The sequence below is a fragment of the Pseudomonas entomophila genome (assembly GCF_029193575.1).
In the GTDB taxonomy this organism is placed as follows: Bacteria; Pseudomonadota; Gammaproteobacteria; order Pseudomonadales; family Pseudomonadaceae; genus Aquipseudomonas; species Aquipseudomonas entomophila_G.
Genome location: NZ_JARGCS010000044.1, coordinates 69,171 through 90,929, shown reverse-complemented (window position 1 = coordinate 90,929; position 21,759 = coordinate 69,171). Strand labels below are relative to the sequence as shown.

General features: G+C 65.7%; 23 protein-coding genes. 8 read left to right on the top strand and 15 right to left on the bottom strand.

Annotation, left to right across the window (positions count from 1 at the left end):
* Window positions 1-59: 59 nt before the first annotated feature.
* Window positions 60-3,626: a hypothetical protein gene (locus P0Y43_RS20555; RefSeq protein ID WP_275639106.1), complete on the top strand. Its 3,567-nt coding sequence runs from the start codon at window positions 60-62 to the stop codon at window positions 3,624-3,626.
* A gap of 192 nt (window positions 3,627-3,818) precedes the next feature.
* Here the strand turns inward: P0Y43_RS20555 and P0Y43_RS20550 are convergent, their stop codons facing one another.
* The 3 genes from P0Y43_RS20550 to P0Y43_RS20540 all read right to left on the bottom strand — a co-directional run bounded on the left by P0Y43_RS20550 (window position 3,819) and on the right by P0Y43_RS20540 (window position 7,909).
* Window positions 3,819-6,344, bottom strand: coding sequence for a TonB-dependent siderophore receptor (locus tag P0Y43_RS20550; protein ID WP_275639105.1), 2,526 nt, complete (start codon window positions 6,342-6,344; stop codon window positions 3,819-3,821).
* 99 nt (window positions 6,345-6,443) lie between these two features.
* Window positions 6,444-7,385 carry a FecR domain-containing protein gene (locus P0Y43_RS20545; RefSeq protein ID WP_275639104.1) on the bottom strand — a complete coding sequence of 314 codons (942 nt, stop codon included), beginning with the start codon at window positions 7,383-7,385 and terminating at the stop codon, window positions 6,444-6,446.
* Window positions 7,382-7,909: a sigma-70 family RNA polymerase sigma factor gene (locus tag P0Y43_RS20540; RefSeq protein WP_430540269.1), complete on the bottom strand. Its 528-nt coding sequence runs from the start codon at window positions 7,907-7,909 to the stop codon at window positions 7,382-7,384. Before P0Y43_RS20540 ends, P0Y43_RS20545 begins: the two co-directional genes overlap by 4 nt.
* Before the next feature lie 243 nt (window positions 7,910-8,152).
* On the opposite strand from P0Y43_RS20540, the gene P0Y43_RS20535 reads away from it, so the two are divergent.
* From P0Y43_RS20535 to P0Y43_RS20505, 7 genes are all read left to right on the top strand, one after another.
* Window positions 8,153-8,314, top strand: a complete 162-nt coding sequence (locus P0Y43_RS20535) for a DUF2986 domain-containing protein (RefSeq protein ID WP_275639103.1) — start codon at window positions 8,153-8,155, stop codon at window positions 8,312-8,314.
* Between the two features lie 42 nt (window positions 8,315-8,356).
* Window positions 8,357-8,905 carry an AAA family ATPase gene (locus tag P0Y43_RS20530; RefSeq protein WP_275639102.1) on the top strand — a complete coding sequence of 183 codons (549 nt, stop codon included), beginning with the start codon at window positions 8,357-8,359 and terminating at the stop codon, window positions 8,903-8,905.
* 132 nt (window positions 8,906-9,037) lie between these two features.
* Window positions 9,038-10,069, top strand: coding sequence for an alpha/beta hydrolase family protein (locus P0Y43_RS20525; RefSeq protein WP_275639101.1), 1,032 nt, complete (start codon window positions 9,038-9,040; stop codon window positions 10,067-10,069).
* Between the two features lie 242 nt (window positions 10,070-10,311).
* On the top strand, window positions 10,312-10,797 hold the full coding sequence (locus P0Y43_RS20520; protein ID WP_275639100.1) for an Hcp family type VI secretion system effector: 486 nt from the start codon (window positions 10,312-10,314) through the stop codon (window positions 10,795-10,797).
* Window positions 10,790-11,503, top strand: a complete 714-nt coding sequence (locus P0Y43_RS20515) for a DUF4225 domain-containing protein (protein WP_275639099.1) — start codon at window positions 10,790-10,792, stop codon at window positions 11,501-11,503. The genes P0Y43_RS20520 and P0Y43_RS20515 overlap by 8 nt, the downstream gene beginning before the upstream one ends.
* Window positions 11,500-11,808 (top strand): hypothetical protein, encoded by a 309-nt coding sequence (locus P0Y43_RS20510; RefSeq protein ID WP_275639098.1) that lies wholly within the window; start codon window positions 11,500-11,502, stop codon window positions 11,806-11,808. Before P0Y43_RS20515 ends, P0Y43_RS20510 begins: the two co-directional genes overlap by 4 nt.
* A 361-nt stretch (window positions 11,809-12,169) precedes the next feature.
* On the top strand, window positions 12,170-13,396 hold the full coding sequence (locus P0Y43_RS20505) for an MFS transporter (RefSeq protein ID WP_275639097.1): 1,227 nt from the start codon (window positions 12,170-12,172) through the stop codon (window positions 13,394-13,396).
* Window positions 13,397-13,533: 137 nt separating this feature from the next.
* On the opposite strand, the gene P0Y43_RS20500 is transcribed toward P0Y43_RS20505, so the two are convergent.
* Genes P0Y43_RS20500 through P0Y43_RS20445 form a run of 12 tightly spaced genes read right to left on the bottom strand, consistent with a single transcriptional unit; the run spans window position 13,534 to window position 21,750 of the window.
* Window positions 13,534-14,580: an EscU/YscU/HrcU family type III secretion system export apparatus switch protein gene (locus P0Y43_RS20500; RefSeq protein WP_275639096.1), complete on the bottom strand. Its 1,047-nt coding sequence runs from the start codon at window positions 14,578-14,580 to the stop codon at window positions 13,534-13,536.
* Window positions 14,573-15,391 (bottom strand): type III secretion system export apparatus subunit SctT, encoded by an 819-nt coding sequence (gene sctT, locus P0Y43_RS20495; protein ID WP_275639095.1) that lies wholly within the window; start codon window positions 15,389-15,391, stop codon window positions 14,573-14,575. The genes P0Y43_RS20500 and sctT overlap by 8 nt, the downstream gene beginning before the upstream one ends.
* Before the next feature lie 6 nt (window positions 15,392-15,397).
* Window positions 15,398-15,667 carry an EscS/YscS/HrcS family type III secretion system export apparatus protein gene (locus P0Y43_RS20490; RefSeq protein ID WP_275639094.1) on the bottom strand — a complete coding sequence of 90 codons (270 nt, stop codon included), beginning with the start codon at window positions 15,665-15,667 and terminating at the stop codon, window positions 15,398-15,400.
* 3 nt (window positions 15,668-15,670) lie between these two features.
* A complete protein-coding gene (sctR, locus tag P0Y43_RS20485; protein WP_275639093.1) occupies window positions 15,671-16,327 on the bottom strand; it encodes a type III secretion system export apparatus subunit SctR in 657 nt (218 codons plus the stop codon).
* Entirely contained in the window at window positions 16,324-17,307 is a 984-nt protein-coding gene (gene sctQ, locus P0Y43_RS20480) for a type III secretion system cytoplasmic ring protein SctQ (protein WP_275639216.1), read from the bottom strand. The genes sctR and sctQ overlap by 4 nt, the downstream gene beginning before the upstream one ends.
* A 2-nt stretch (window positions 17,308-17,309) precedes the next feature.
* Window positions 17,310-17,783, bottom strand: coding sequence for a hypothetical protein (locus P0Y43_RS20475; RefSeq protein WP_275639092.1), 474 nt, complete (start codon window positions 17,781-17,783; stop codon window positions 17,310-17,312).
* A gap of 13 nt (window positions 17,784-17,796) precedes the next feature.
* Complete coding sequence (locus tag P0Y43_RS20470; RefSeq protein WP_275639091.1) at window positions 17,797-19,119, bottom strand: FliI/YscN family ATPase; 1,323 nt, start codon at window positions 19,117-19,119, stop codon at window positions 17,797-17,799.
* Window positions 19,116-19,706 carry a FliH/SctL family protein gene (locus P0Y43_RS20465; RefSeq protein ID WP_275639090.1) on the bottom strand — a complete coding sequence of 197 codons (591 nt, stop codon included), beginning with the start codon at window positions 19,704-19,706 and terminating at the stop codon, window positions 19,116-19,118. The genes P0Y43_RS20470 and P0Y43_RS20465 overlap by 4 nt, the downstream gene beginning before the upstream one ends.
* Complete coding sequence (locus P0Y43_RS20460) at window positions 19,703-20,320, bottom strand: type III secretion protein (protein WP_275639089.1); 618 nt, start codon at window positions 20,318-20,320, stop codon at window positions 19,703-19,705. The genes P0Y43_RS20465 and P0Y43_RS20460 overlap by 4 nt, the downstream gene beginning before the upstream one ends.
* Entirely contained in the window at window positions 20,317-21,093 is a 777-nt protein-coding gene (gene sctJ / locus P0Y43_RS20455; RefSeq protein WP_275639088.1) for a type III secretion system inner membrane ring lipoprotein SctJ, read from the bottom strand. The genes P0Y43_RS20460 and sctJ overlap by 4 nt, the downstream gene beginning before the upstream one ends.
* 4 nt (window positions 21,094-21,097) lie before the next feature.
* On the bottom strand, window positions 21,098-21,526 hold the full coding sequence (locus P0Y43_RS20450) for a hypothetical protein (protein WP_275639087.1): 429 nt from the start codon (window positions 21,524-21,526) through the stop codon (window positions 21,098-21,100).
* 5 nt (window positions 21,527-21,531) lie between these two features.
* The gene (locus tag P0Y43_RS20445; RefSeq protein ID WP_275639086.1) at window positions 21,532-21,750 is read right to left on the bottom strand and encodes a hypothetical protein; all 219 of its coding nucleotides are present in this window, start codon (window positions 21,748-21,750) and stop codon (window positions 21,532-21,534) included.
* Window positions 21,751-21,759 lie beyond the last annotated feature (9 nt).

Sequence of the window (21,759 nt, the reverse complement as noted above, 5' to 3'; positions counted from 1 at the left end):
CGCGGCCTGCCGCGCCGTCGGTCTGCGTCTTGCCGCCGTCCCCCAACACGGACCGTGCGATGATCACCCCACCCGAAGCGAAACCTGCCCCCAGTGGCAAATCGGACACCCCCGCCAGCGGCTTCTTCGAGAAAGTGCTGAACCAGGCCCGCCTGGCGGCAGGCGTCCCACAACCGGCGGACGGCGAAAAGACGCTCAAGCCCAAGGTGCTGGCCAGCACCCACGCCGCGCCCAAGGCCGATACGCAAAAACCCGCTGACGCCGACAGCTACAAGGACATCACCGAGCTGCCCGAGAAGCTCGACATCGACACCCTCAAGGTGGTGGCCAAGGACAGCGAAGCCGGAGTGATCTACTTCGAGCACGCCGGCAACAAGTACCAGATCAGCGAAAAGGCCGCCCAAGACGCCCAACCCGGCTTCGAAACGTTCGAGAACCTGCGCTTCGGCCACGCCGTGCCAACCCGCGACCCCGTTGGCCCGGACCACGGCACGCAGCTCTACAACCTGCTCGACAGCCTCGCCGAAACCCAGGGCACCCCCGCCTACGACGTGATCAAGGACAGCCTGGCCAACCCCGACCAGGAACTGCTGCGCAAGGACGACGGGCAGTTCCTGCTGGAGAACATCGACAAGGTCGAACAGCCCGCCGACGGCGTGCTCAAGGTCACGCTCACCAGCGGCAAGGAAGTGATCATCGCCAAGGGCATCACCCCCGAGGCGTTCGAGGCCTACAGAGGCGCCGGCAAGACCAAGGAGGCCCTCGCCGACGGCAAGGCCCAGGGCTACGAACAGGTCACCGGCCTGCCCGGCGGGCTGGACGTCGACAAGCTCAAGGTGGTGTCCGAAGACAAGGACACCGGGGTGATCCTCTTCGAGCACGACGGCCACAAGTACATGATCAGCCGCGACGACGCCGCCGCCCACGACCGTGGCTACGACGCGCTCGACAGCGTGCCCTCCGCCGCCGCCAACCAGCCTGCTCCGGAGAACCGCGGCAGCCAGCTGTACAGCTTCTTGCACGCCTTGGACAGCACCCAGGGCACCCCCGCCTTCGACTACATCAAGAACGCCCACAAGCTGCCCGACCAGCACCTGCAAAGCCGCACCGAAGGCACCCTGGGCATGGGCGACATCAGCAAGATCGACAGCCCCACCGACGGCATCGTGGTGGTCACCCAGAACGACGGCAAGCTCGTGGTGGTGTCCAAGGACATCGCCCCCGAGGCCTTCCTCGAATACACCGCCAAGGGCCAGACCCTCGCCGGCATCGAGAAGGCCAAGGCCGACGGCTACAGCAAGGCCGGCCCCGACGACTACCTGCCGTCCACCGAGGACATCATGAGCGTCGGCGGCGTCGGCGATTATGGCCCCGGCCTGATCGCCTTCACCCAGCGCAAGCCCGGTGGCGAGGAACAGAAGATCATCGTCTCGCAGTTCGACAACCCGCAGATGTTCGACCAGATCTCCTCCTACCGCACCACCATCGCCGAGCAGATCACCGACGTCGACAAGCTGCGCGCCGACCACGGCCTGCCGCCGCTCAAGGAGGTGACGGTGGACGAACTGCCGACCACCGAGAAGGACGAGAACGGCCAGCCCCTGTCGGTGCGCGACCTGGCGGTGAGAGACCTGGTCGACGAGTACCGTGCCGGCATCAAGGACGGCAGCATCGCCAAGGACGACCCCCGCGCCAAGTTCGTCCGCGCGCTGGAAGCCAAGAGCATGTCCGAGCACGGCATGCAGATCATCCCCGAGCATGGCTTCGGCAACCACGGCAGCGCCACCGACCCGGTCACCGTCACCTCGCGCGATGTGCGCGACGAGATCTTCGACGTCAAGAACATCGACGCGCAGATCGGCGAACTGCTCGGCAACGAAACCATCGTCAACGACCTCAAGGCCAAGCACGACGGCGCCCTGGCCAAGGTCGAGGGTGGCTCGGCGAAGGTCGACGAAACCCGCCAGAAACTGCTCGACAGCACCTCCTCCGATGCCTTCGTCAAGTACATCAACGACCTCCAGGCCAGCGGCCAGACGGAGCTGGCCACCCGCGAAATCCAGAGCGCCTACGCCAGCCTGGCCGACATCGACCCGGCCAAGGCCGACGAGTTCCTGCAGAACCTGCAGATCGACGGCTACACCATGGAGGTGGACAAGCTCATCGCCGACCCCAGCAAGATCTCCGACGACAACACCGCCCTGGCCACCACCGACCAGGCGCTGCTGATTCTCCAGGCGCTCAAGGCCAGCGGGGACGGTATCCCGCGGCGCTCGCTGGCGACCTACGAGAAGTTCGTGGAGATGCTGGTCAAAGACAAGGACGCCGCCACCGACTTCGGCAAGGTGATGGCGTCGCTGGGCGACGCCTGGCAGAAGAACGGCACCATCACCCTCGATGACATCAACAAAGCCCTCAGCACCGAGCTGATGCCGCACCTGAGCGCCGAAAACCGTGGCCTCTTCACCAGGGCGGTGGCCTTCCTCAGCGACAACGGCGTGCTCGGTTCGATGGGCGGCGCGATCTCCCTGGGCCGGGCGATCTACCAGCTGGTCGGCAAGGGCGGCAGCCTCGCCGACACCCCACGCGAACGGGTAGGCATCGCCAACGACTTCATCGGTTTCCTCAGCACCGGCTCGCACTTCGCCACCCTCGGCACCAAGGTCTTCGACAAAGCGTTCGGCACCAATGCCTACAAGCTGATGGGCCTGGACCGCTCGGTGCCGTTGATCTGGAGCAAGCCTGCCACCGCGCCGGACAGCGTGCCACGCTCACTGCAGGACGTGCATAACCAGTACTACAACATCATCGACGACGCCATGGCCGACGGTAAGGACGTGAGCAAGGCGCTCAACGGCCAGCCATTCGACGAGGCCTCGATGACCAAGCTGCACGAAGGTATCGAGAGCGGGATCGATAAGCGTGGCGGAGTGATGGGGGCCGGCAAGGTGGCGCGTTTCGCCGGTAGCGCGATCAAGGTGATTGGCGCCGGCGCGGATGTGGTGGGTGGGGTGATCAGCGTGGTCACCGGTGGCCTGACCATTCGTGATGGTGTGCGCGAGAAAGACCCGATCAAGATCGCCTCCGGTTCGCTGTCGGTGGCGGGCGGTGTGAGCAGCCTGGTGGGGGCCGCCGGTAGCGTGGCCGGGGTGTTGGGCACAACCGGGCGACTGGTGCCATTGCTCGGGCCGGTTGGCTTCCTGTTCTCCGGGGTGTTCTCGATCGTGGGTGCGATCCTGGGGGATATCAAGTCGGCCAAGCTGCACAAGATCTCGTTGCAGAACTGGGACCAGATCCAGGACTTCAAGCAGGATGGCTTGCTCAAGCCCAAGGGCGATGAGGCGTATGTGTGGTTGCAGACGTACTTGTCGGACTGGGGGCAGCGCGATGCGCCGGGGGATCGGAGCATCTTCGATTTCCGCAAGGAAGAGTGGGATGCGCGGTCGAGCATTCGAAGCGATAACCGCAAGGATCACCCGGACTACGTGGGTGATGGGAACAATCGGCGGTCGGAGGACTACAAGTATTCGCTGAAGCCGTCGGAGTGGGTCGATGACAGCGGGAATATCGTCTGGATGGTCGGGGATGGCTATGGGGGGGCTTACAAGCCGGTGGAGAACAGCTGAGCACGGTCTCCAGAGGCCCGCGATGACCTCCCCGTCATTAGGATGATGCGCTGACTGATCCAGCGCCATCGCGGGTGTAGAACCGGAGCGAGCCCGCTCCCACAGGTAACACGCCGCATTCGAAAACGACGCTGTACCTGTTGGAACGGGCTTGCCTCGCGATGAGGCCATCGACGATAGCCAGGCAACCGCCTAGAAGCTGTACTTCACATTGAACATCACGTTACGCGGCGCGCCCCAGTAGACCGTGCCGTAGTTGCCGATACCACTGTAGTAGTGCTTGTCGAACAGGTTGTTGACGTTGACCGTCGCCTTCAACTGGCGAGTGAAATCATACCCGCCGACCAGCCCCACCAGCAGGTAGGACTTCTGCTCGAACTTGGCCGACGGGTCGTCGACCGGGTACCAGTCCTCGTCGCTTGGCCTGAAGAAGGTCGAACTCTGCCAGTAGGCATTGCCGCCCACGGTGAACTTGTGCCAATCGCCCGGCAAGCGGTAGTTGGTCGCCAGCTTGAGCAGGTGCTGCGGCTGGTTGGTCGCCACCCGCCGGCCGTCCGCATTGTGCGACTCGGCGAAGGTGTAGCCCGCCATCACTTGCAGGTCTTTCATCAGTTCGCCGTTCACTTCCAGCTCGACGCCACGGGTGGTGACGCCCTGCTCCGCTCGATAGGCGCTGCCACCACTCGGCGTGGCACCACCGGTGAGCACGGCGAAGTTGTCCTGCTTGAGCTCGAACAGCGCCAGGCTGGCATTCAGCCGGTTGTCGAAGTAGGCGCCCTTGATGCCGACCTCATAGCTTTCGCCAGTCAGCGGGTCGACGGGCTTGCCGTCCGGGCCGAGGTTGTAGGCCTGCGGTTTGAAAATATCGGTGTAGCTGGCATAGACCGTGTGGTAGGCGTCCAGGTCGTAGGTGACGCCGGCATAAGGCACGATTTCGCTGGAGTTGGTGGCGCTCGCCGGCAGGCGCCGACCAATGGCGTTGATCGTATCGATGCCCCATTTGTAGTCGACGACCCGTGCCCCCAGGATCACCGCCAGCGCGTCCGTCGGCTTGAGGATGGTGGCCGCGAAGCCAACCTTCTGCCGGGCTTCGATATCGAAGGTCGACCACCATTCGAAATCCCTCGGGGTATCGCCGTAACCGTCCCACTGGAACACATCGTCGATCACCCCATTGGTGATGCCGTCGTCACGCTTGGAGGTGGATTCGGTGTGGGCGATGCTGTAGCCGAACACCGCCTCGTGCGTGCGCCCCCCCAGCGAGAATGGGCCGCGGGCATACAGGTCCAGGCCCTTTTCCTTGCTGGTGGTGTTGAACTTGCTCGCGGTGCCGAGGGTGTTCACGTCACCGCTGTCGGGGTCGATGTTGCCACCGATGAAACCATGGGAAATGCTGCCGTCGGCCTGTATGGCCTCGCTGCTGATCCCCGAGATCAGCTCGCGCGAGCGATAGTCTCGGCTGCTGACGACGCCCTTGATCAACCACTCGTTGTCGAAGCTGTGCGCCAGCTCCACGAAGGCCCGCTGGGTTTCCTGGTTGCGCCAGGTCCAACGGTCGGCGGCGTTGCTGTGACGGTCGAACCTGACCGTGCGGCCATCGAGGAAGAACGCAGGCAAGGCACCGGTGGTGCTGCCGTTGTCATAGTTTTTCTGCACGTCGTAGCCGACCGTGAACAGGGTGCTTTCGCTCAGGTCGGCTTCCAGCACCCCGTAGAAGGTGTTCTGTTCGCCGGTCAGGTAATCGACATAACTGTGCTGGGACTGGGTGCCCGCGACCATGCGGCCACGGAGGCTGCCGCTGTCGGTCAAGGGGCCGCCGAGGTCGACGTCGGCCTGGTATTTGTCCCAGGAGCCTGCGCCCGCACCGATATGGCCTTGCAGCTCGCCGGTCGGGCGCTTGCGCACCAGGTTGATGACCCCCGAGGGGTTACCGGCGCCGTTGACCAGGCCGGTCGCGCCCTTGAGCACCTCGACACGGTCGTAGATCAGGCTGTTGCCGATGCTGTAGTTGTCGCGCAACGAGCCACCGTCTGAAGACAGGCTGGGGACGCCATCGAACTGGTAGTTTTCCAGCTTGAAGCCGCGCGAATAAAAGGTGAAGGCCTCGGAGCTTTCCTGGTTGACCGTGATGCCGGGCGTTTGCTTGAGGACATCGGAAACGCTTTGCAGGTTCTGGTCGTCCATCTGCTGGCGGGTCACCACGCTGACCGACTGCGGAGTTTTGCGCAGGCTCAGGTCCAGACGCGTGGCGGCGGCCGTTGCGCCGGTGGTGTAGGCGCCGCTGCCCTCGGTGGTCAGGCCCAGGCTTTCACCCGTGATGCGGGTGGCCCCCAGTTGCAGCGCCGAACCCGCCTCGGCCTGGGTCGCCAGCACCCAGTCGTTCCCCACCCGCACGGCCTGCAGCCCGCTGCCGGCCAGCAGTTGGGCAAACCCCTGTTCGAGGCTGAAGCGGCCTCGCAGCCCCCCGCTTTGCCGGCCCTGGGTCAGCGCCGCGTCGAACGACAGCAGCACCCCGGACTCGCGGGCGAAGCGATTCAGGGTGGTGACCAATGGCCCTGGGGCGATGTCGTAGACGCGGCTGGCCTGCTCGGCCTGGGCTTGGGCGTGCGCCGACCACAGCGGGGCCAGTAGCCCGGCATGCAGCACGATCGCGCCGCCAAGCAGCAGGCGCGTGAGGTGTTTGCGGCGTGGGAATGGGCAGATCGTCGTTCTAGGCATGACAGCTCCTTCAAATGCCTGTTTGGGCGGTTTGCAGGAGAGCTCGAACGAGCACGGCCAATCCGACAATGCAAATGCGAATTTTTTCACCTACCCCTATTACGTGGCGGCAGTGAACCTGACCCACAAGCGTGTGAACCTGTGGACCTTGAGCTGTAGCGCCTCGGCGATCGCCACCAGGGCGCGGTCGGTGTCGTCCAAGGGGAACACCCCCGCCAGGCGCAGCCCGGCCACTTCGTCGCTGCAGCTCAGCACGCCGGGACGGTAGCGCTGCAATTCCACCAGGGCGCGGCGCAGCGGCCAGCCGTCGAGCACCAGGCGCCCTTCGCGCCACGCCGTGCGGGCCAGGTCGTCCGGGCGTGGCGCGGCCAGCGGGCCATTGTCGAAGGCCAGGGCCATGCCGGCGTCGACCCGCACCTCACGCTCGCTGGCAGCGTTGCGCACCGCGACGGCGTGCTCTATGACTGTCAGCTCGGTGCGCTCGTCCAGCAGCCGCACCGTGAAATGAGTCCCCAAGGCACGCATGTCGCCATGCACCGTGCGCACCCGAAGCGGGCGTGGGTCGGGGGCGGTGTGAACGGCGATTTCGCCTTCGACCAGCACGATCAGGCGCTGCGCCGCGCTGTAGCGGATATCCACGGCGGAGGCCGTATTGAGCGTCAGGCGCGTGCCGTCATCCAGTTGCAGGCTGCGGCGTTCGCCCTTCGCGGTGCGCGCATCGGCGAGCCAGCGCGGCGAGTCGTGGTAGCCCGTCCAGGCCACCCCCGCTACCCCCAGGCCGAGCACCAGGCCCTTGAGCACCGTGCGCCGCCCCGGCCCGAGCTGCCCGGCAGCGAGGGTATGCCGGGCCAGCGGGCCGGGTACGCCGGCAAGGCCGGCCTGCAACTGCTCCAGGCGCGCCCAGGCCCAGCCGTGCAGGGGGGATTGTTCGAGCCAGGCTTGCCACTGCAAGCGCTGCTGCGCGCAGTCGGGCGCCGCGTGCAAGCGCGCATGCCATTGCGCCGCCTCACGCAGGGCCTGGCGTTGCTCGGAGGGGTTCATAGTTGCGCATCGAACGCGAACAACAGGCAACGCTCGGTCGCCTTGGCCATGTACTTGGTCACGGAACTGACCGACACACCGAGGCGCTGCGCGACCTCTGGGTAAGTCAGACCATCGAGTTGCACGTACAGGAAGGTGTCGCGCACCTTCTGGCCCAGCCCGTCGAGCATGGTGTTCAGTTGCATCAAGGTTTCCAGCATCAGCAGGCGTTGCTCGGGGGAGCACTCCTCGAGCAACGGCTGGCTGGCCAGGAACTCCAGGTACGCCTGCTCCAGGTTGCGCCGGCGCAGTTGGTCGATCATCACCCGCCGGGCCACCGTGGCCAGGAAGCTGCGTGGCTCCGCCAAGGGCTGGCGCAGCGCGCTGCTGAGCAGGCGCAGGAAAGTATCCTGGGTGATATCGGCCGCTCGGTCCGCATCACCCAGGCGCCTGCGCACCCAGCCTTGCAGCCATTGGCTGTGGTCACGATACAGGGCGTGCATGTCGTCATGGGGGGAGGACGCGGGCGGCTGAGGGTAGGACACCTGGATCTTCCTGATGATGAGGTGCGGATAAGAATTGATCGCAATTATAGGGAGATGGAGGCGGTTTGCAATGCAGTAGAAGGGAGGCAGGCAACGTGATGAACTTCACGGGCGTTGCCGGTGATCGCGGGGTGAGCCCGCGTCTACAGAATCCTGCCAAAACGACCGGGGATTACTGTACTGTTCGCGCCGACTGGACCTTTGCAGCACATCGCCATGACCCCGTCCACTGGAAGCGAAAGCATGAACCGCCGCAAGAAAATCAACCAACTGTTGAAAGCCCACGCCAAAAAGGCAAGCGCCAAGCTGGCGCCTAAAAACAAGCCCAAGTACATCTGCAAGGCGGAGCGCTTGAAACTGGCTGAGCAGGCCAGCGTGGATGAAACCCTGCCTCTGGTGAACTGATCGCGCCACGCGTTGCTTTGGCACAGAAAGAAGGAGCTTTTGATGCAACGGGTCATGATCGTCGGGCAACCTGGGTCAGGGAAAAGTACCCTGGCTCGCCAGTTGGGCGAGCGTACAGGCCTACCGGTCGTCCACATCGACACCATTCATTGGCAGCCTGGGTGGGTAGAGCGTAGCCGGGACGAAAAAACGCGTCTTTGCCACGAAGTCGAAGCGCGTGAGCAGTGGATATTCGAAGGTGGCCACTCGACCACATGGGACAACCGCATCGCCCGGGCAGACCTATTGATATGGATCGATCGCTCGTCAATGCTTCGGTTCTGGCGCGTGCTGTGCAGAACGCTGACCCAGCGAGGCCGTACCCGTCCTGACCTTCCAGAGCACTGTCCAGAGCTGATTGGCAACCTTCCCGAGTTTTTCAGCTTCATGTGGAAGACCCGAACATCGGCACGCGACAAGCTGGAGCAGCTCTTGGCGACAGCACCGCCGACATGCCGCGTCGTTCGCCTGCGCTCCAACCGGGAGAGCGAGCTTTTTCTCGCGTCCGTTCAGGTCGATAGCGCAAGCGCGCCGATCAATGAGAGCCACTGACGCGAAGGAAGCGGGAGAGCAAGTCCTCACGCTTGTTGGTTTCTCAGCGTACGTTAGCCCTATACAAGAAAGGCCGCGCAACCTGCCCTCGCACATCGCGATACGTTTATCTATTCAAGGAAGATAACCACGATGAAAACCGCTTTCGCCGCGCTCGTTCTGCTCTGCCTGAGTGCCAGCGCACTGGCCGACGACCACCCTATCGGCTTCCAGTCCGCCACCCTGCCCGACCCGCATAATGACCGCGCCCTGGAGATGGTCGTCTGGTACCCCAGCGCCACCCGCGCGGCCCCACAATTGATTGCCGACTCCGTGGTGTTCGTAGGTGCATCTGCGGTTCGTGACACACCACCAGCAGCAGGCGAACACCCCTTGGTCGTGCTGTCCCACGGTTTCGGTGGCAACTGGGGCAACCAGGCTTGGCTTGCCAGCGCGCTGGCGCACAAGGGTTACATCGTGGCGGCCGTCAATCATCCTGGCAGCACCAGCCGTGACCGCAGCCCACACGCCGCAGCGCAGTTGTGGCAACGGCCGGTCGACCTGAGCCGGGCCATCGAAGCGGTCACCCTGCAACCGGAGAAATTCGGCCAGGTCGCGCCACGCCGAATTGCCGTGGTGGGCCACTCACTCGGCGGCTGGACCGCCATGGAGCTCGCCGGTGCGCGGTTCGACCCAGACCGCTTCGCCCGTGACTGCAAAGCCCACCCGCAGTTGTCCAGTTGCAGCGTCTACCAGCGGATGAACCCCGCCAATACCTCAGGGCTGGCCGCCGACCTGCGTGATAAGCGGGTAACCGCGGTGGTCACCCTGGACCTGGGGCTGTCGCGCGGGCTGACGGATGAAAGCCTTGCGGCGCTGCCGGTGCCCGCGTTGGTGATCGCCGCCGGGGTGCCGTCACAGGAACTGCCCGCTCGGTTGGAGTCCGCCAACCTGGCCGAACGCCTGCCGAAAGCGTCCAGCCGCTACGTCGAAATCAGTGACGCCAGCCATTTCAGCTTCATGGCGGTGTGCAAACCGGGTGCGGTGGCGGTGCTTGAAGAGGCCGTGCCAGGTGACGGCATCATCTGCGGGGATGGTGACGGCGGCCGTTCGCGGGAATTGATTCAACAGCAGGTGGCGACATTGATTGCAGGTTTTTTGGCGCAGGTGTCGGGTGAGGGTTGAACCCACTGATAGACAACGCGGTGCATGGCACGGGCGTTGCCCGTGATCGCGGGGCAAGCCCGCTCCCACAGGTGTAACGCCGTTTTCATGAATAGCGGTGCGCCTGTAGCGGCCAGCAATTGATCCACCCCCTACAACCCATCTCCAAGTCGATCCCCAGCATTTAATTTCAGACACGTCTGACATACAAAAACACGAACACCCTATATAGCTGCGAGCTTCGCTTACAGAGAGCTCACACCATGTCCTATCATGGCTACATATCGATAACGGGTGCTCGCCAAGGGCTGATATCAGCCGGCTGCTCCACGGAAGAGTCCATGGGCAATCGCTGTCAGAGCGACCACCTGGATGAAATCATGGTACTAGCCTTCAGCCACAACCTCTCCAATCCTGGCAATACCCAACGAATAACACATCGCCCGATACTGATTACCAAGCATATCGACAAGGCCACGCCACTTCTGGCAGCAGCCCTTAATTCCCGCGAACTGCTCAAGTGTGAAATAAACTTCTATCGCATCAACCGTACTGGAAGGCATGAGCGGTATTTCAGCATGCGCCTTGCAGGGGGACTGATCGTCGATCAGAGGTTGGAAATGCCTCACTCCATCTACATGAACGGACAAGATGCTCAGGAATACCTGGCTATCCGCTACAGCGATATCGATTGGCACCATCACATCTCCGGTACAAGTGGCTACGCCTCGTGGGGGGATTATGAATAGCTCGAACAAACTCCACTCCCCCAGCAACGCGGACTTCTGGGAAGTCAGTCATGCTGCGGCGGAGCTTACGCACTATGCATGTGAAATCGGCGCACGCTACGTGGATGATGATGTACTGCGCATGCAGTTCACACAGGAAGTGGCGTATGTAGGCAAAACGATCGTGGATGAGGTTCAACATGGCGCTAAAACACCTGCCGAGGGCATGGCAGCCATTCAGGCTGAGCGTATTGCTCTGGGGCAACAGGTTATTGAGTACCTTCGTCTCATTGCCGGATTTACCTCGGGCGCCCTTCAGGTCGGCACAGGGGTTGCAGTTTGTCAAATGACTGCGGGTGTTGCCTGTGGCTTAGCAGGGCTACCTATGATGTTGCATGGTCTGAATAACATGTACGAGAACGGTCGAAATATCGCCCTCGGCCGCAATGACAGCACCGGTCCTGTTCGAGAGGGATATCAACAGTTGTCGGCATTCGCGGGTGGCACACACGCTCAAGGAAACGTGGCCTATGGTGTTGGTGACCTGGGTCTTTCTATTTATGGACTGTTTCGTCTGGTGCTCAAGCCTGGGGCGTGGCGTCTATTCAGGTACCTAGAAGCGGATAAGGTTCGCGCTCATAAGGTAATGGGTACGGGTCCCTTGGTGTTCGAGATAGGCATCGACATGATGACAGGGGAGCAAGTCTACGTAGAGCTAAACAAGTGACCTATTTCCTTTTCCTTCTAGGTGTGACCACCTCGGTCTCACTCGCCTATTTTCTTCGAACCAAGCTATCGGGAGAGCGGTTCTCCTTCCTGGGATTTTCAGGAGCCCTCGCCTACAACGTGTTCTTCCTGACCTACTACTTGCGGTATGCAGAAACTGAGCACCTGCTATTTTTCGGCCATTACCCAAGCCTTCTCTACGACCACACCTCGGTCATCTGGATATGCATCGCCGCGATGTTGTTGCACTGCTATGCGATGCCTGTGCAATGGCGGCCTCGCAAGTGGTTCAACGGCAAAAAATAACAGGCGCACCACGGTATTCATGGACGGCGCGGTACCTGTAGGAACGGGCTTGTCCCGCCATGAGGCCCTCAATAACAACCTCATGCCTCAGAGAATGGGCTGGCAGGTAGGGCCCTATCGCGGGGCAAGCCCACACACAGGTTCACCGCTGTTCTCATGGACAGTGGGGTACCTGTGCCCCGCGATGACGCCAATGCACATATCAATGCCAGACGCTCTATCGAGCACCTTTCATCGATCACATCGATGATTACTATCGAACGGCCCGCCTATTTGCCTAGCAAACCCGCCCCCTATAATCGCCCCCAATCCCCCGCTCTCCCCGCCTGCCCGCAGGCGACCTCCCTCTATGGAACCCAGCATGCCAAGCATCGACCAGGCCCCCAGCGGCCTCCCTGAACATAGCCAGCAAAGCGTCAAGCAGCAGTGGCTGGCGATTCTCTCGGTCGCGGTGGGCGCCTTCGCCCTGGTGACCAGCGAATTCCTCCCGGTCGGCGTCCTCAACGATGTCGCCAGCGACCTGGGCATCAGCGCCGGGCAGGCCGGCCTGATGGTCACCCTGCCCGGCATCATGGCCGCGCTCGCGGCGCCGTTGCTGTCGGTGGGCATCGGCGCGATGGACCGCCGCTACCTGTTGATCGGCCTGACGCTGATCATGATCATCGCCAACTCGATGGTGGCCTACGCCAGCGACTTTAACGTGCTGCTGGTCGGCCGCGTGCTGCTGGGCATCAGCATCGGTGGCTTCTGGGCAACGGCGATTGCCTTGAGCGGGCGCCTGGCGCCCAAGGGGGTGGGCGTCGCGCAGGCCACGTCGATCATCATGGTCGGGGTGACGCTGGCCACCGTGCTCGGGGTGCCCGTGGGCACGTGGCTGAGTGGCCTGATGGGCTGGCGCATGACCTTCCTGGTCACCGCGCTGGTGGGCGTGCCGGTGCTGCTGGCGCAGGTGTTCCTGCTGCCGCGGCTGAACCCGGACAAGGCCATTCGCGTCAGTGACCTGCCAGCGTTGTTCATCAACCCGCAAGCGCGGGTGGGGCTGATCGCGGTGCTGCTGATCGGGCTGGCGCACTTTGCCGCGTACACCTACGTGGCGCCGTTCTTCAAACAAAGCGCCGGGTTCGATGGGCCGACCATTGGCTCGCTGTTGCTGCTCTATGGTTCGGCCGGGGTGGTGGGCAATATCTTTGCCGGGTTCGCGGCCAACCGCAGCGTGCGCTACACGCTGTTGCTGGTGGCGCTGTTGATCGGTGTCAGCACGGCCCTGTTCCCGTACTTCGCCACCAGCCTGGTCGGCGCGGCGATGCTGATCGCGCTGTGGGGCTTCGCTTTCGGCGCGTTCCCGGCGTGCGCCAGTGTGTGGATGTTCGTGGTGGCGCCCAAGGATGTCGAGCGCGGCATGCCGCTGTTCGTGGCGATGTTCCAGGTGATCATCGCGTTGGGTTCGTTCTTTGGCGGGCGCATCGTCGACCAGTTGGGCAGCTCGGTGCTGTTGAGCCTGGCCACGGCGCTGGTGGGCTGCGGGTTCGCCACGGTGCTGGTGCTGGGGCGTAGCGTGAGCAATCGGTTGGTGGCGCAGCCGGGCTGACCTTCGGCGGTACATGGTACGGGCGTTGCCCGTGGTCCCGGGGCGCCCGCTCCTACAAGTGCACCACCGCTATCATGGACGGCTGTGCACTTGTGGAGCGGGGTTGTCACGCGATGAGGCCAACGCAGGCCTACAGCTCAAATCAACCGCGCCGCCACCAACAGGTCCGCCACCGCCTGGAACGTGCTGTCCGGCACCGGGTCCCCCGCCACCGTGCGCCGCGCCAGCTCCTGCGCCAGCCGCCCATCCATCGCATGGGCGATCCCCAACCCCGCCGCCTCGGCCAGCATCCGCGCGCTCTCCTCCGGCTCGGCCCGGCACACCACCACCGGCACCGGGGTCTCGCCGCGCACATAGCGCAACCCCACCACCCAGCCACCGGCCACGCCCACCACCAACGACGCCCGCCCCAGCCCCAGCTTGGTCGCCATGGCCTGCATCTCCTGGCGCTGGCGGCGCAGTTCGCCCTTGATCAACGGGTCGCCGTCGACATCCTTGCGCTCGCGCTTCTGCTCGCTGCGGGTCATGCGCATGTCGCGCCCGAACAGCCAGCGCTGCATCATCACGTCCGCCGCACCCAGCAGCAGGAACGCCGCCAGCACGGTGAACACCAAGGGCTTGAGCACCAGGAAGAAGGTCGCCTGCAAACACTCCGGCCCGCACCGCGACGACTCCATCAGCGCCTGCAACGCATGCCGCCCCACCACGTAGAACGCCAGCCCCAGCAGGTGCACCTTGACCAGCCCCTTGATGAACTCGACCACGTTGCGTAAGGCGAAGATGCGCTTGAACCCCTCGGCCGGGTTGATGCGTTTGAAGTCGGGCTTGAGCGGCTCGACCGAGAACACCACGCCGCGCATGGTCACCAGGTTGGTCAGGATCACCACCACCACGGTCACCGCCATCACCGGCACGGTGATGCTGATCAACAGTTGCTCGGCAGTGTCCAGCACCCGTGGCCAGACGCTGGCGAAGGGCTCGACGTAGATCTGTGCGACCAGGTCGACCAGTGCGCTGACCTGGGCCTTGGCGCGCGGCGCCATGATCGAGATGCACAAGGTGCAGAACAGGATGACCATGCCCGAGACCAGGTCCTGGCTCTTGGCGACCTGGCCCTTCTTGCGCGCGTCCTTGAGCTTCTTGTCCGTGGCCGGCTGGGATTTCTCTTCGCTGGTGTCAGCCATCGCCGGCGTCCACCAGGTTCTTCAGCACCTCCACCGTGCCACGGAACTCGGCCAGCTGGTCGAGCATCACCGGGATGAGGAAGCCGATGTACACCACCATGAGAAGGGCGAAGAACAGGTTCTTCACCGGCAGCGACAGGTCGAAGATGTGCAGGCTCGGCGCCATGCGCGAGAGGTAGGCGAGCATCAGGTCGGTGACCAGCAGGGCGATGATCAGCGGCGCGACCATCAGCACGCCGATGCGCATCACCTGGTCGAGAATCGCCAGCACCGCCGGCAGCGCGGAGCTGGCGAACAGCGGCGTGAAGTCGCTCACCGGCCACAGCTGGTAGCTGTGCAGGTAGCCGTCGACCATCAGGATGAAGCCGCCCGACATGAAGTACAGCGCGATCAGCATCACCGTGAGCAAGGTCGACATCACCCCCGACTCGCCTGACGACAGCGGGTCCACCAATTGCGCCATGGTCGAGCCGCGCTGCAGGTCGATCAGCTCGCCGGCCACCTCGGCGGCCCAGAACGGGATGCCGAACAGCAGCCCCACCACCAGCCCCACCAGGAACTCCTTGATCAGCAGCCCCAGCAGCCAGAAGCCGCCATGCTCGGGCAGGCTGGTGAAGGCCGAGAACACCGGCACGAACATCGGCACCGAGATCGCCACCGCCGCGCAGCTGCGGATCATGCCGGTCAGGCCCAGGCGGTTGAACGCCGGGGTGATCACCACCACGCCCATGGCCCGGGCGCTGGCCAGGGCCGCCGAGCCGATGGTCGGGTAGGCGACTTCGAGGAACTGGTTGACCAGCGCGGCGTCCATGGGCCCTCAGCGCGTCCACAAGGCGAAGTTGTCGAGCACCTGGTTGCCCAGGCCGACCACCTGCCCGGCCAGCAACGGCCCGACGAAGACGATCAGCAGCAGCACCGCCACCAGCTTGACCACCTGCGGCAGGGTCTGGTCCTGGATCTGCGTCAGCGCCTGCAACAGGCCCACGCTCAGGCCGACGATGATCGCCACGCCCAGCGCCGGCGCCGACAGCAGCAGCACGGTCATCAGCGCCTGTTTCATCAGTGAAAGGAAAACGTCCTGCCCCATGGTTCAGCTCCCGTAGCTCAGAATCAGCCCGTGCATCAAGCGCGACCAGCCGCTCAACGACACGAACAGGAACAGCTTCAGCGGTATCGAGATCAACGTCGGCGACACCATCGACATGCCCATGGCCATCAACACGTTGGACACCAGCAGGTCGACCACCAGGAACGGGATGTACAGCAGAAAGCCGATCTCGAACGCGCGGGTCAGCTCGGAGCTGACGAACGCCGGAATCAGCACCACCAGGTCGTCGTCGCGCAGGTCGGCGCGCGCCTCCGGCGACCAGACGTTCTCGGTGGCCTGCACGAAGAAGCCGCGCTCGCTCTCGTTGGCGAAGCGCGACAAGTGCGCCTGCAACGGCGGTCGCAAGGCCTGGCCGAGTTCCTTGACCTGCTCGGCGTTCTCCATCTGCAAGCCATGGCTCTGGGCCGCGCGGTACATGTCGCCGATCAATGGCGTGGTGACGTATACCGAGAGGATCAGCGCGATGCCGTACAGCACCAGGTTCGGCGGCGTCTGCTGGACGCCCAGGGCGTTGCGGATCAGGAACAGCACCACGGAAATCTTCAGGAAACCGGTCAGGGTCACCACCGCCAGCGGAATCAGGCCGATGGAGGCGACGACCAGAATGATCTCGATCAGGTTGGGCTGGTAACCGCTCATGACACGGCGAAGCTCAGCAGGCGCACGCCCAGGCCGTCGCCGATCTTCACCAACTGGCCCTGGCCGACACGTCGGCCATTGATCACCAGGTCGACGCCCTCGTGCAGGCGCGGCGCCAGCTCCAGCACGCTGCCGGGGCCGAGTTCGCGCAACTGGGCGAGGCTCAGCTCGACGCTGCCGACCTGGCAGGTGAGTTTCAATTGCAGCTCATCGAGGCTGCTGTCCAGCGGGCTGTCGCCGGCTTCGCTCATGGTGGCTTCCTTCAAGGTCTTGGGGTGTTCAAGCAGGTGCAGGCGATGGCCTTCGCGCTGCGCCCTGAGCAACAGTTGCCGGCCCAGGCGCAGGCACACCTGGGTGTCGGGCCAGGGGTCGAGCATCACCACGTCGCCCGGCAGCAGGCTGCGCAGCTCTGCCAGGGTCAGCCAGGCCTCGCCGCCGTCGGCGTGCAGCGACAGCGGCAAGGCGCCGAGGTCGTGGGGGGCGGGAACGGTGTGCTGATCGAGGGCGTCGAGCAGCACCGACCAACCAACGGCATCGCTGTCCAGGCGCACTGCCAGCGCGGAGCCGCCCACGGTCAGGGTGAGGTCCAGGTGCAGCGGCGCCAGGACGGCGGCGGGCGTGCTGTCGAGCACCTGCAGCGGCAGCGCCAGCAAACGCTCCAGCGGCTCGATCAGCGGCAGCAGGGCCTGCTCCAGCAGCAGCGCGCTGGCCAGGCCCGGCAGGTTCAGGCTGGCGGGCAGGCCGAGCCGTTCGATGGCCTGGGCCGGCACGCTCAGGCGCACGGGGGCGCCGTCCAGCGCCAGCCACCAGTGCTGGCGCCCTTCCCCGCCCTCGCCCGCGCGCCAGTCGAGGTGCAGCGGCTGCCCGTCGAACTGGCCCTGCCACGCTTGGCGCGGGCGATGCAGGCGCTGCTGCCAGGGCAGCCAGCGGGGGTCGTGCCGCTCCAGCGCCTGGGCGAAGGCCAGGGCCTCGGTCGGCACGCTCAAGGGGCGATGTCCGACAGCGGCGCGAACAGGTCGTCGGCCTCTTCGCGCAACTCGCCTGCGCGGCGCTCGCCCTGGGCATGGCGCTGCACCATGGCGTCCCAGGCATCGGCCTGGCGCTGGCGGGCGGCGTGGGCCACGCGCAGGGTCTCGCGCGACGCTTCCTGCTCGGCGTGCCGCTGGTGGGCGTCATCCAGGCTGCCGAGCAGCGACTGCTGGTCGTCCTCCAGCTCGGCCAGGCGCAACTCGACCGCCAGCCAGGCCTTCACCGACAGCCCCTCGCTGAAGCGGCCATAGAGTTTCTCGGCTTCACGCGCCGAGGCCTCGCGGTGCTGGCGCAGGCGCTCGCGGGCGTCGTCGAGCGCGGCGTGGCTTTCACGGCAGCGCTGGCGCTGCGCCGCCAGTTGGCTGGAGGCGCGTTGTTCGCGCAGTTCGCGCAGGGCTTGCAGGTTCTTCAGGTCGTGGACGTTCATCGGTTTTCCTCGTTCATGCCAACACCTTGCGCATGTGCTCCAGGGTCTGCCGGGCGCCGCTCGGTTCGTCGGCGGCCTGGCGCAGGAAGTTTTCGATGGCCGCGTGGCGGGCGATCGCCTCGTCGGCCAGAGGGTCGCTGCCGGCGGCGTATTCACCGATGCGGATCAGCATTTCGATGTCGTTGCGCCGCGCCATCAGCTCGCGCATGCGCATGGCCAGGCGCCGTTGCTCGGTGCCGGCCACTTGCTCCATCAGGCGGCTGCGGCTGCGCAGCACATCGATGGCGGGGAAGTGGTTGCGCTGGGCCAGGTCGGCGCTGAGCACCACGTGGCCGTCGAGGATCGAGCGCGCCTCCTCGGCCACCGGGTCGGTGGCGGCGTCGCCTTCGGTCAGCACCGTGTACAACGCGGTGATACTGCCGCGCGCGGCGGGGCCGGCGCGCTCCAGCAAGCGCGGCAGGGCGGAGAAGAACGACGGCGGGTAGCCGCGCCGGGTCGGTGGCTCGCCCACGGCCAGGCCGATCTCGCGCTGGGCGCGGGCGAAGCGGGTCAGGCTGTCCATCAGCAGCAGCACGTTGCGGCCCTGGTCGCGGTGGTACTCGGCCAGCACGGTGGCCACGTAGGCCGCCCGCGCCCGCTCGGCGGCGGGCCGGTCGGAGGTCGCCACCACCGCCACGGTGCGCGCGCGGGCCCGGGCGTCGAGCTGCACGTCGAGCAATTCGCGCACCTCGCGGCCACGCTCGCCGATCAGGCCGATCACCACCACGTCGGCATCGGTGTTGCGCACCATGCTCGCCAGCAGCGACGACTTGCCCACGCCCGGCTCGCCGAACAGGCCCATGCGCTGGCCACGGCCCAGGGTCAGCAGGCCGTCGATGGCGCGCACGCCGACCGCCAGCGGCTGCTCGATCACCTGGCGGGCGAACGGCTCGGGCGGCTCGGCCTGCAAGGGGTAGCGGGTCAGCGGGCCGGTGGGGGGTTGGCGGTCGCCGTCGAGGTAGTCGCCCATGGGGCTGATCACCCGACCCAGTTGCGCGTCGCCGACGCTCACGCCCATGGCCTCGCCAGTGGCGGTGATCTCGGTGCGGGTCGACAGCCCTTCCAGCGAGCCGATGGGCGAAAGGATCGCCTCGTCGCCGTCGAAGCCGATCACCTCCGCCGCCAGCGCGCGGCCGCTGGAGGGGTCGTGCAGGCGGCACAGTTCGCCGATGCGCACCCCGGCGACACTGGCGCGCAGCAGCACGCCACGAATGCTGCGGATGGTGCCTTTCATCGGCCGTGGGCGGGCCTCGCCCAGGCGCGCCTGCAAGCGCGGCAGCAGCTGTTCGAGGCTCACGGCGCCACCTCGGCGAACGGCAGCAGGCTGCGGCGCAAGGCTTGCAACTGCGCCTCCAGGCCCAGCTCTACCGAGCCGACCGGGCTGCCCAGGCGCGCCTGGCCGGGGTGCAACTGGTCGTCGGACTCCACGGTAACGCTCGCCAGGGCCTCGGGCGCCTCGCGCAGGTGGCGGCGCACCGCTTCGACCTCGGCGCGCGGCACGTACAGGGTCAGGGCCTGGTCCTGGCGGAAGGCGAGCAGCGCCTTGCGCGCACTGAGGATCACCCGCTCGGCGTCGCCGAGGCTCTCCAGCACTTCGCGGGCGATGCCCAGGGCGAGATCGGCCAAGGCGCTTTCCAGGCCGGCCAGGTAGGCGTCGACCTGGGCGCTGGTTTCCGCCAGCAGCGCGCTCATGGCCTCGGCCCCCTTCGCCCGGCCTTGCTCGAAGCCCTCGGCGCGGGCCTGGTCCAGCCACTGGGCGCTGTCGTCGCGCACACGCTCGGCCTCGTCGCGGGCGGCTTGCAGGTAGGCGTGGCCGTCGGTCCACAGTTGCGCCTCGGCGGCGCGCAGGATGCGCGCGGCCGGGCGGCTTGGCAGTTGGCTCATGGGGTCACCTCTTCGAGCGGCTTGGCCAACAGGCCGGCGACCCGGCGCACCAGGCCGGGGTCGAGGGTCGCCGAGAACGGCTCGACCGGCGGCAACGGCAGGCGCAAGCGCAGCCAGTCGCGCAGGGCATCGGGTTGCGCTTGCAGCCAGGCGTGCACGCTGCGCGCGCCGTCGGCGTCGATGGCGGTCAGCAGGTCGTCGGGCTGGCGCAGCAGGTCCATGGCGCCGCTCCATTGCCGGTGCGCCAGGGCCAGGTTGAACACCTCGTGGCCCAGCGCCTGGCGCAGGCGCTCGACCGCCTCGCGGCGGATCTCCCGGCCCAGCGCGGCGCCATGCCAGATGGCCCCGCACAGGCGCGGCAGGCGGGCGAAGGCGTCGGGGGCCAGCAGCAGCACGGGCAGGTCTGCCGTGGCGGGCGCAGGCACCTGCGCCAACGGTTGCAACTGCTGCTCGCGCATCAGCAAGGCCAGCAGCCGGGCCTGGAAGCGCGGCGCCGTGGCCAGTGCCTGGATGCGTGCCGGCAGCACATCGTCGGCGAAGCAGGTGCGCAGGTGGCGAGGGTCGATGAAGGCCAGCGGCTGGGCCAGCAGCGCCTGCCAATGCTCCAGGCTCATGAGGCCTCCGGTAGGCGGTACAGGGCCCGGGCGCGGCGCTGGCTCCACTGCTGCCAGCCGAGCACCCCGGCCAGGGCCAAGGCCAGCAACAGCCCGCCGCCGACCAACAGGCGCGCGCGGGTCAGGTCTTCCTCCACCAGCCACACGCCCATGAAGCGGGTCAGCCGGGGTTGGTTGTCAGCGTCGCGCGGCGCGCTGGCGGCCTTGATCGCAGTCACCGAGACACCGTCGTAGCCCAGCCCGGAAATACCGTTGGCCACCAGGGTCTTGATCTGCGGGATCAGCGGGTTGATGTCGGTGTTGGCGTCGTAGCGCACCAGCACCGAGGCCGACGACGGCGAGATCACGCGCTTGAGCAGGTCGTTGTCCGGCAGCACCACGTGCACCCGCGCCGAGACGATGCCGTCGATTTGCGAGACGCTGTGCGACAGCTCCTCGCTCAGCGCATAGACCATCTGCGCGCGCTCCTGCACCGGCGACGACACCAGGCCGTTGCTCTTGAACACCTCGCCCAGGTTGGAGAACGACTGCCCCGGCAGGCCAGCTTCGTCGAGCCGGGCCATGGCCTCGGCGAACCGCCGCTCGTCGACCACGATCTTCAACTGGCCGTTGTCCTGCACCTTGCGTGAAGCGGGGATGCCCTCGCGCAGCAAGACCGCGAGCATGGCGTTGGCCTGGCGCTCGCTGAGGTTGCTGTACAGGTCCATGTCGCAGGCCTGCAGCAGGCAGGCCATGGCGATGACGATCAACAGGCGCACGGTACGGCGGGCCATGGCTTCATTGTCCTTTGAGCAGGGTGTTGGCGGAGCCGGAAACCTGGGTCGCGCCACGCACCACCATCTGGGTTTCGATGGAGTAGTCGAACATCCGCCCCAGGGACTGGACGATCTGGTCCACCTGGGGGTCGCCGACCTTGCGCGCGCCCTCGCCGCTCACCGTGGCGAACGAAGTCGGCGGGTTGGCCGCCAGCGGCGGTTGCACGCCCGCGCGGGTGAGCGATTCGGCGCGCTCGGCGAAGGAGCGCGAGCGGTCGATGAAACCGTCCAGGCGCTGCATCAGGCTCTCGCCGATCTGGTGGGGGCTGGCGCCTTCGGGCATGCCCTTGGCGTTGCCGGCCATGTGTTCGAAGAGGTTCTGGGAGGCCATCGGCCCCCCCTGCCCTCCTGCGGGCGGCAGCGCCGCCGAGCTCGCAAGGCTGACGGTCATGGCCGTTACTCTTCGTCGTCTTCCGAGGACATGGCCTCGTTCAGGATCTCCTGCACCTTGGGCATGATGATGAACTGCCCGCCGACGGTGACCGCGTTGTTGGCCAGGGCGGTGGTGAGGTCCTCGTCGCTGAGTTCGTCCTGCGACTTGTCCAGGGCGGCTTGGAACTTGGCTTCGGCGCTGGGTGGGGTGGCGCCGGCGGTGTCGATGGGGGTAACGGCCATGGTGGCTCT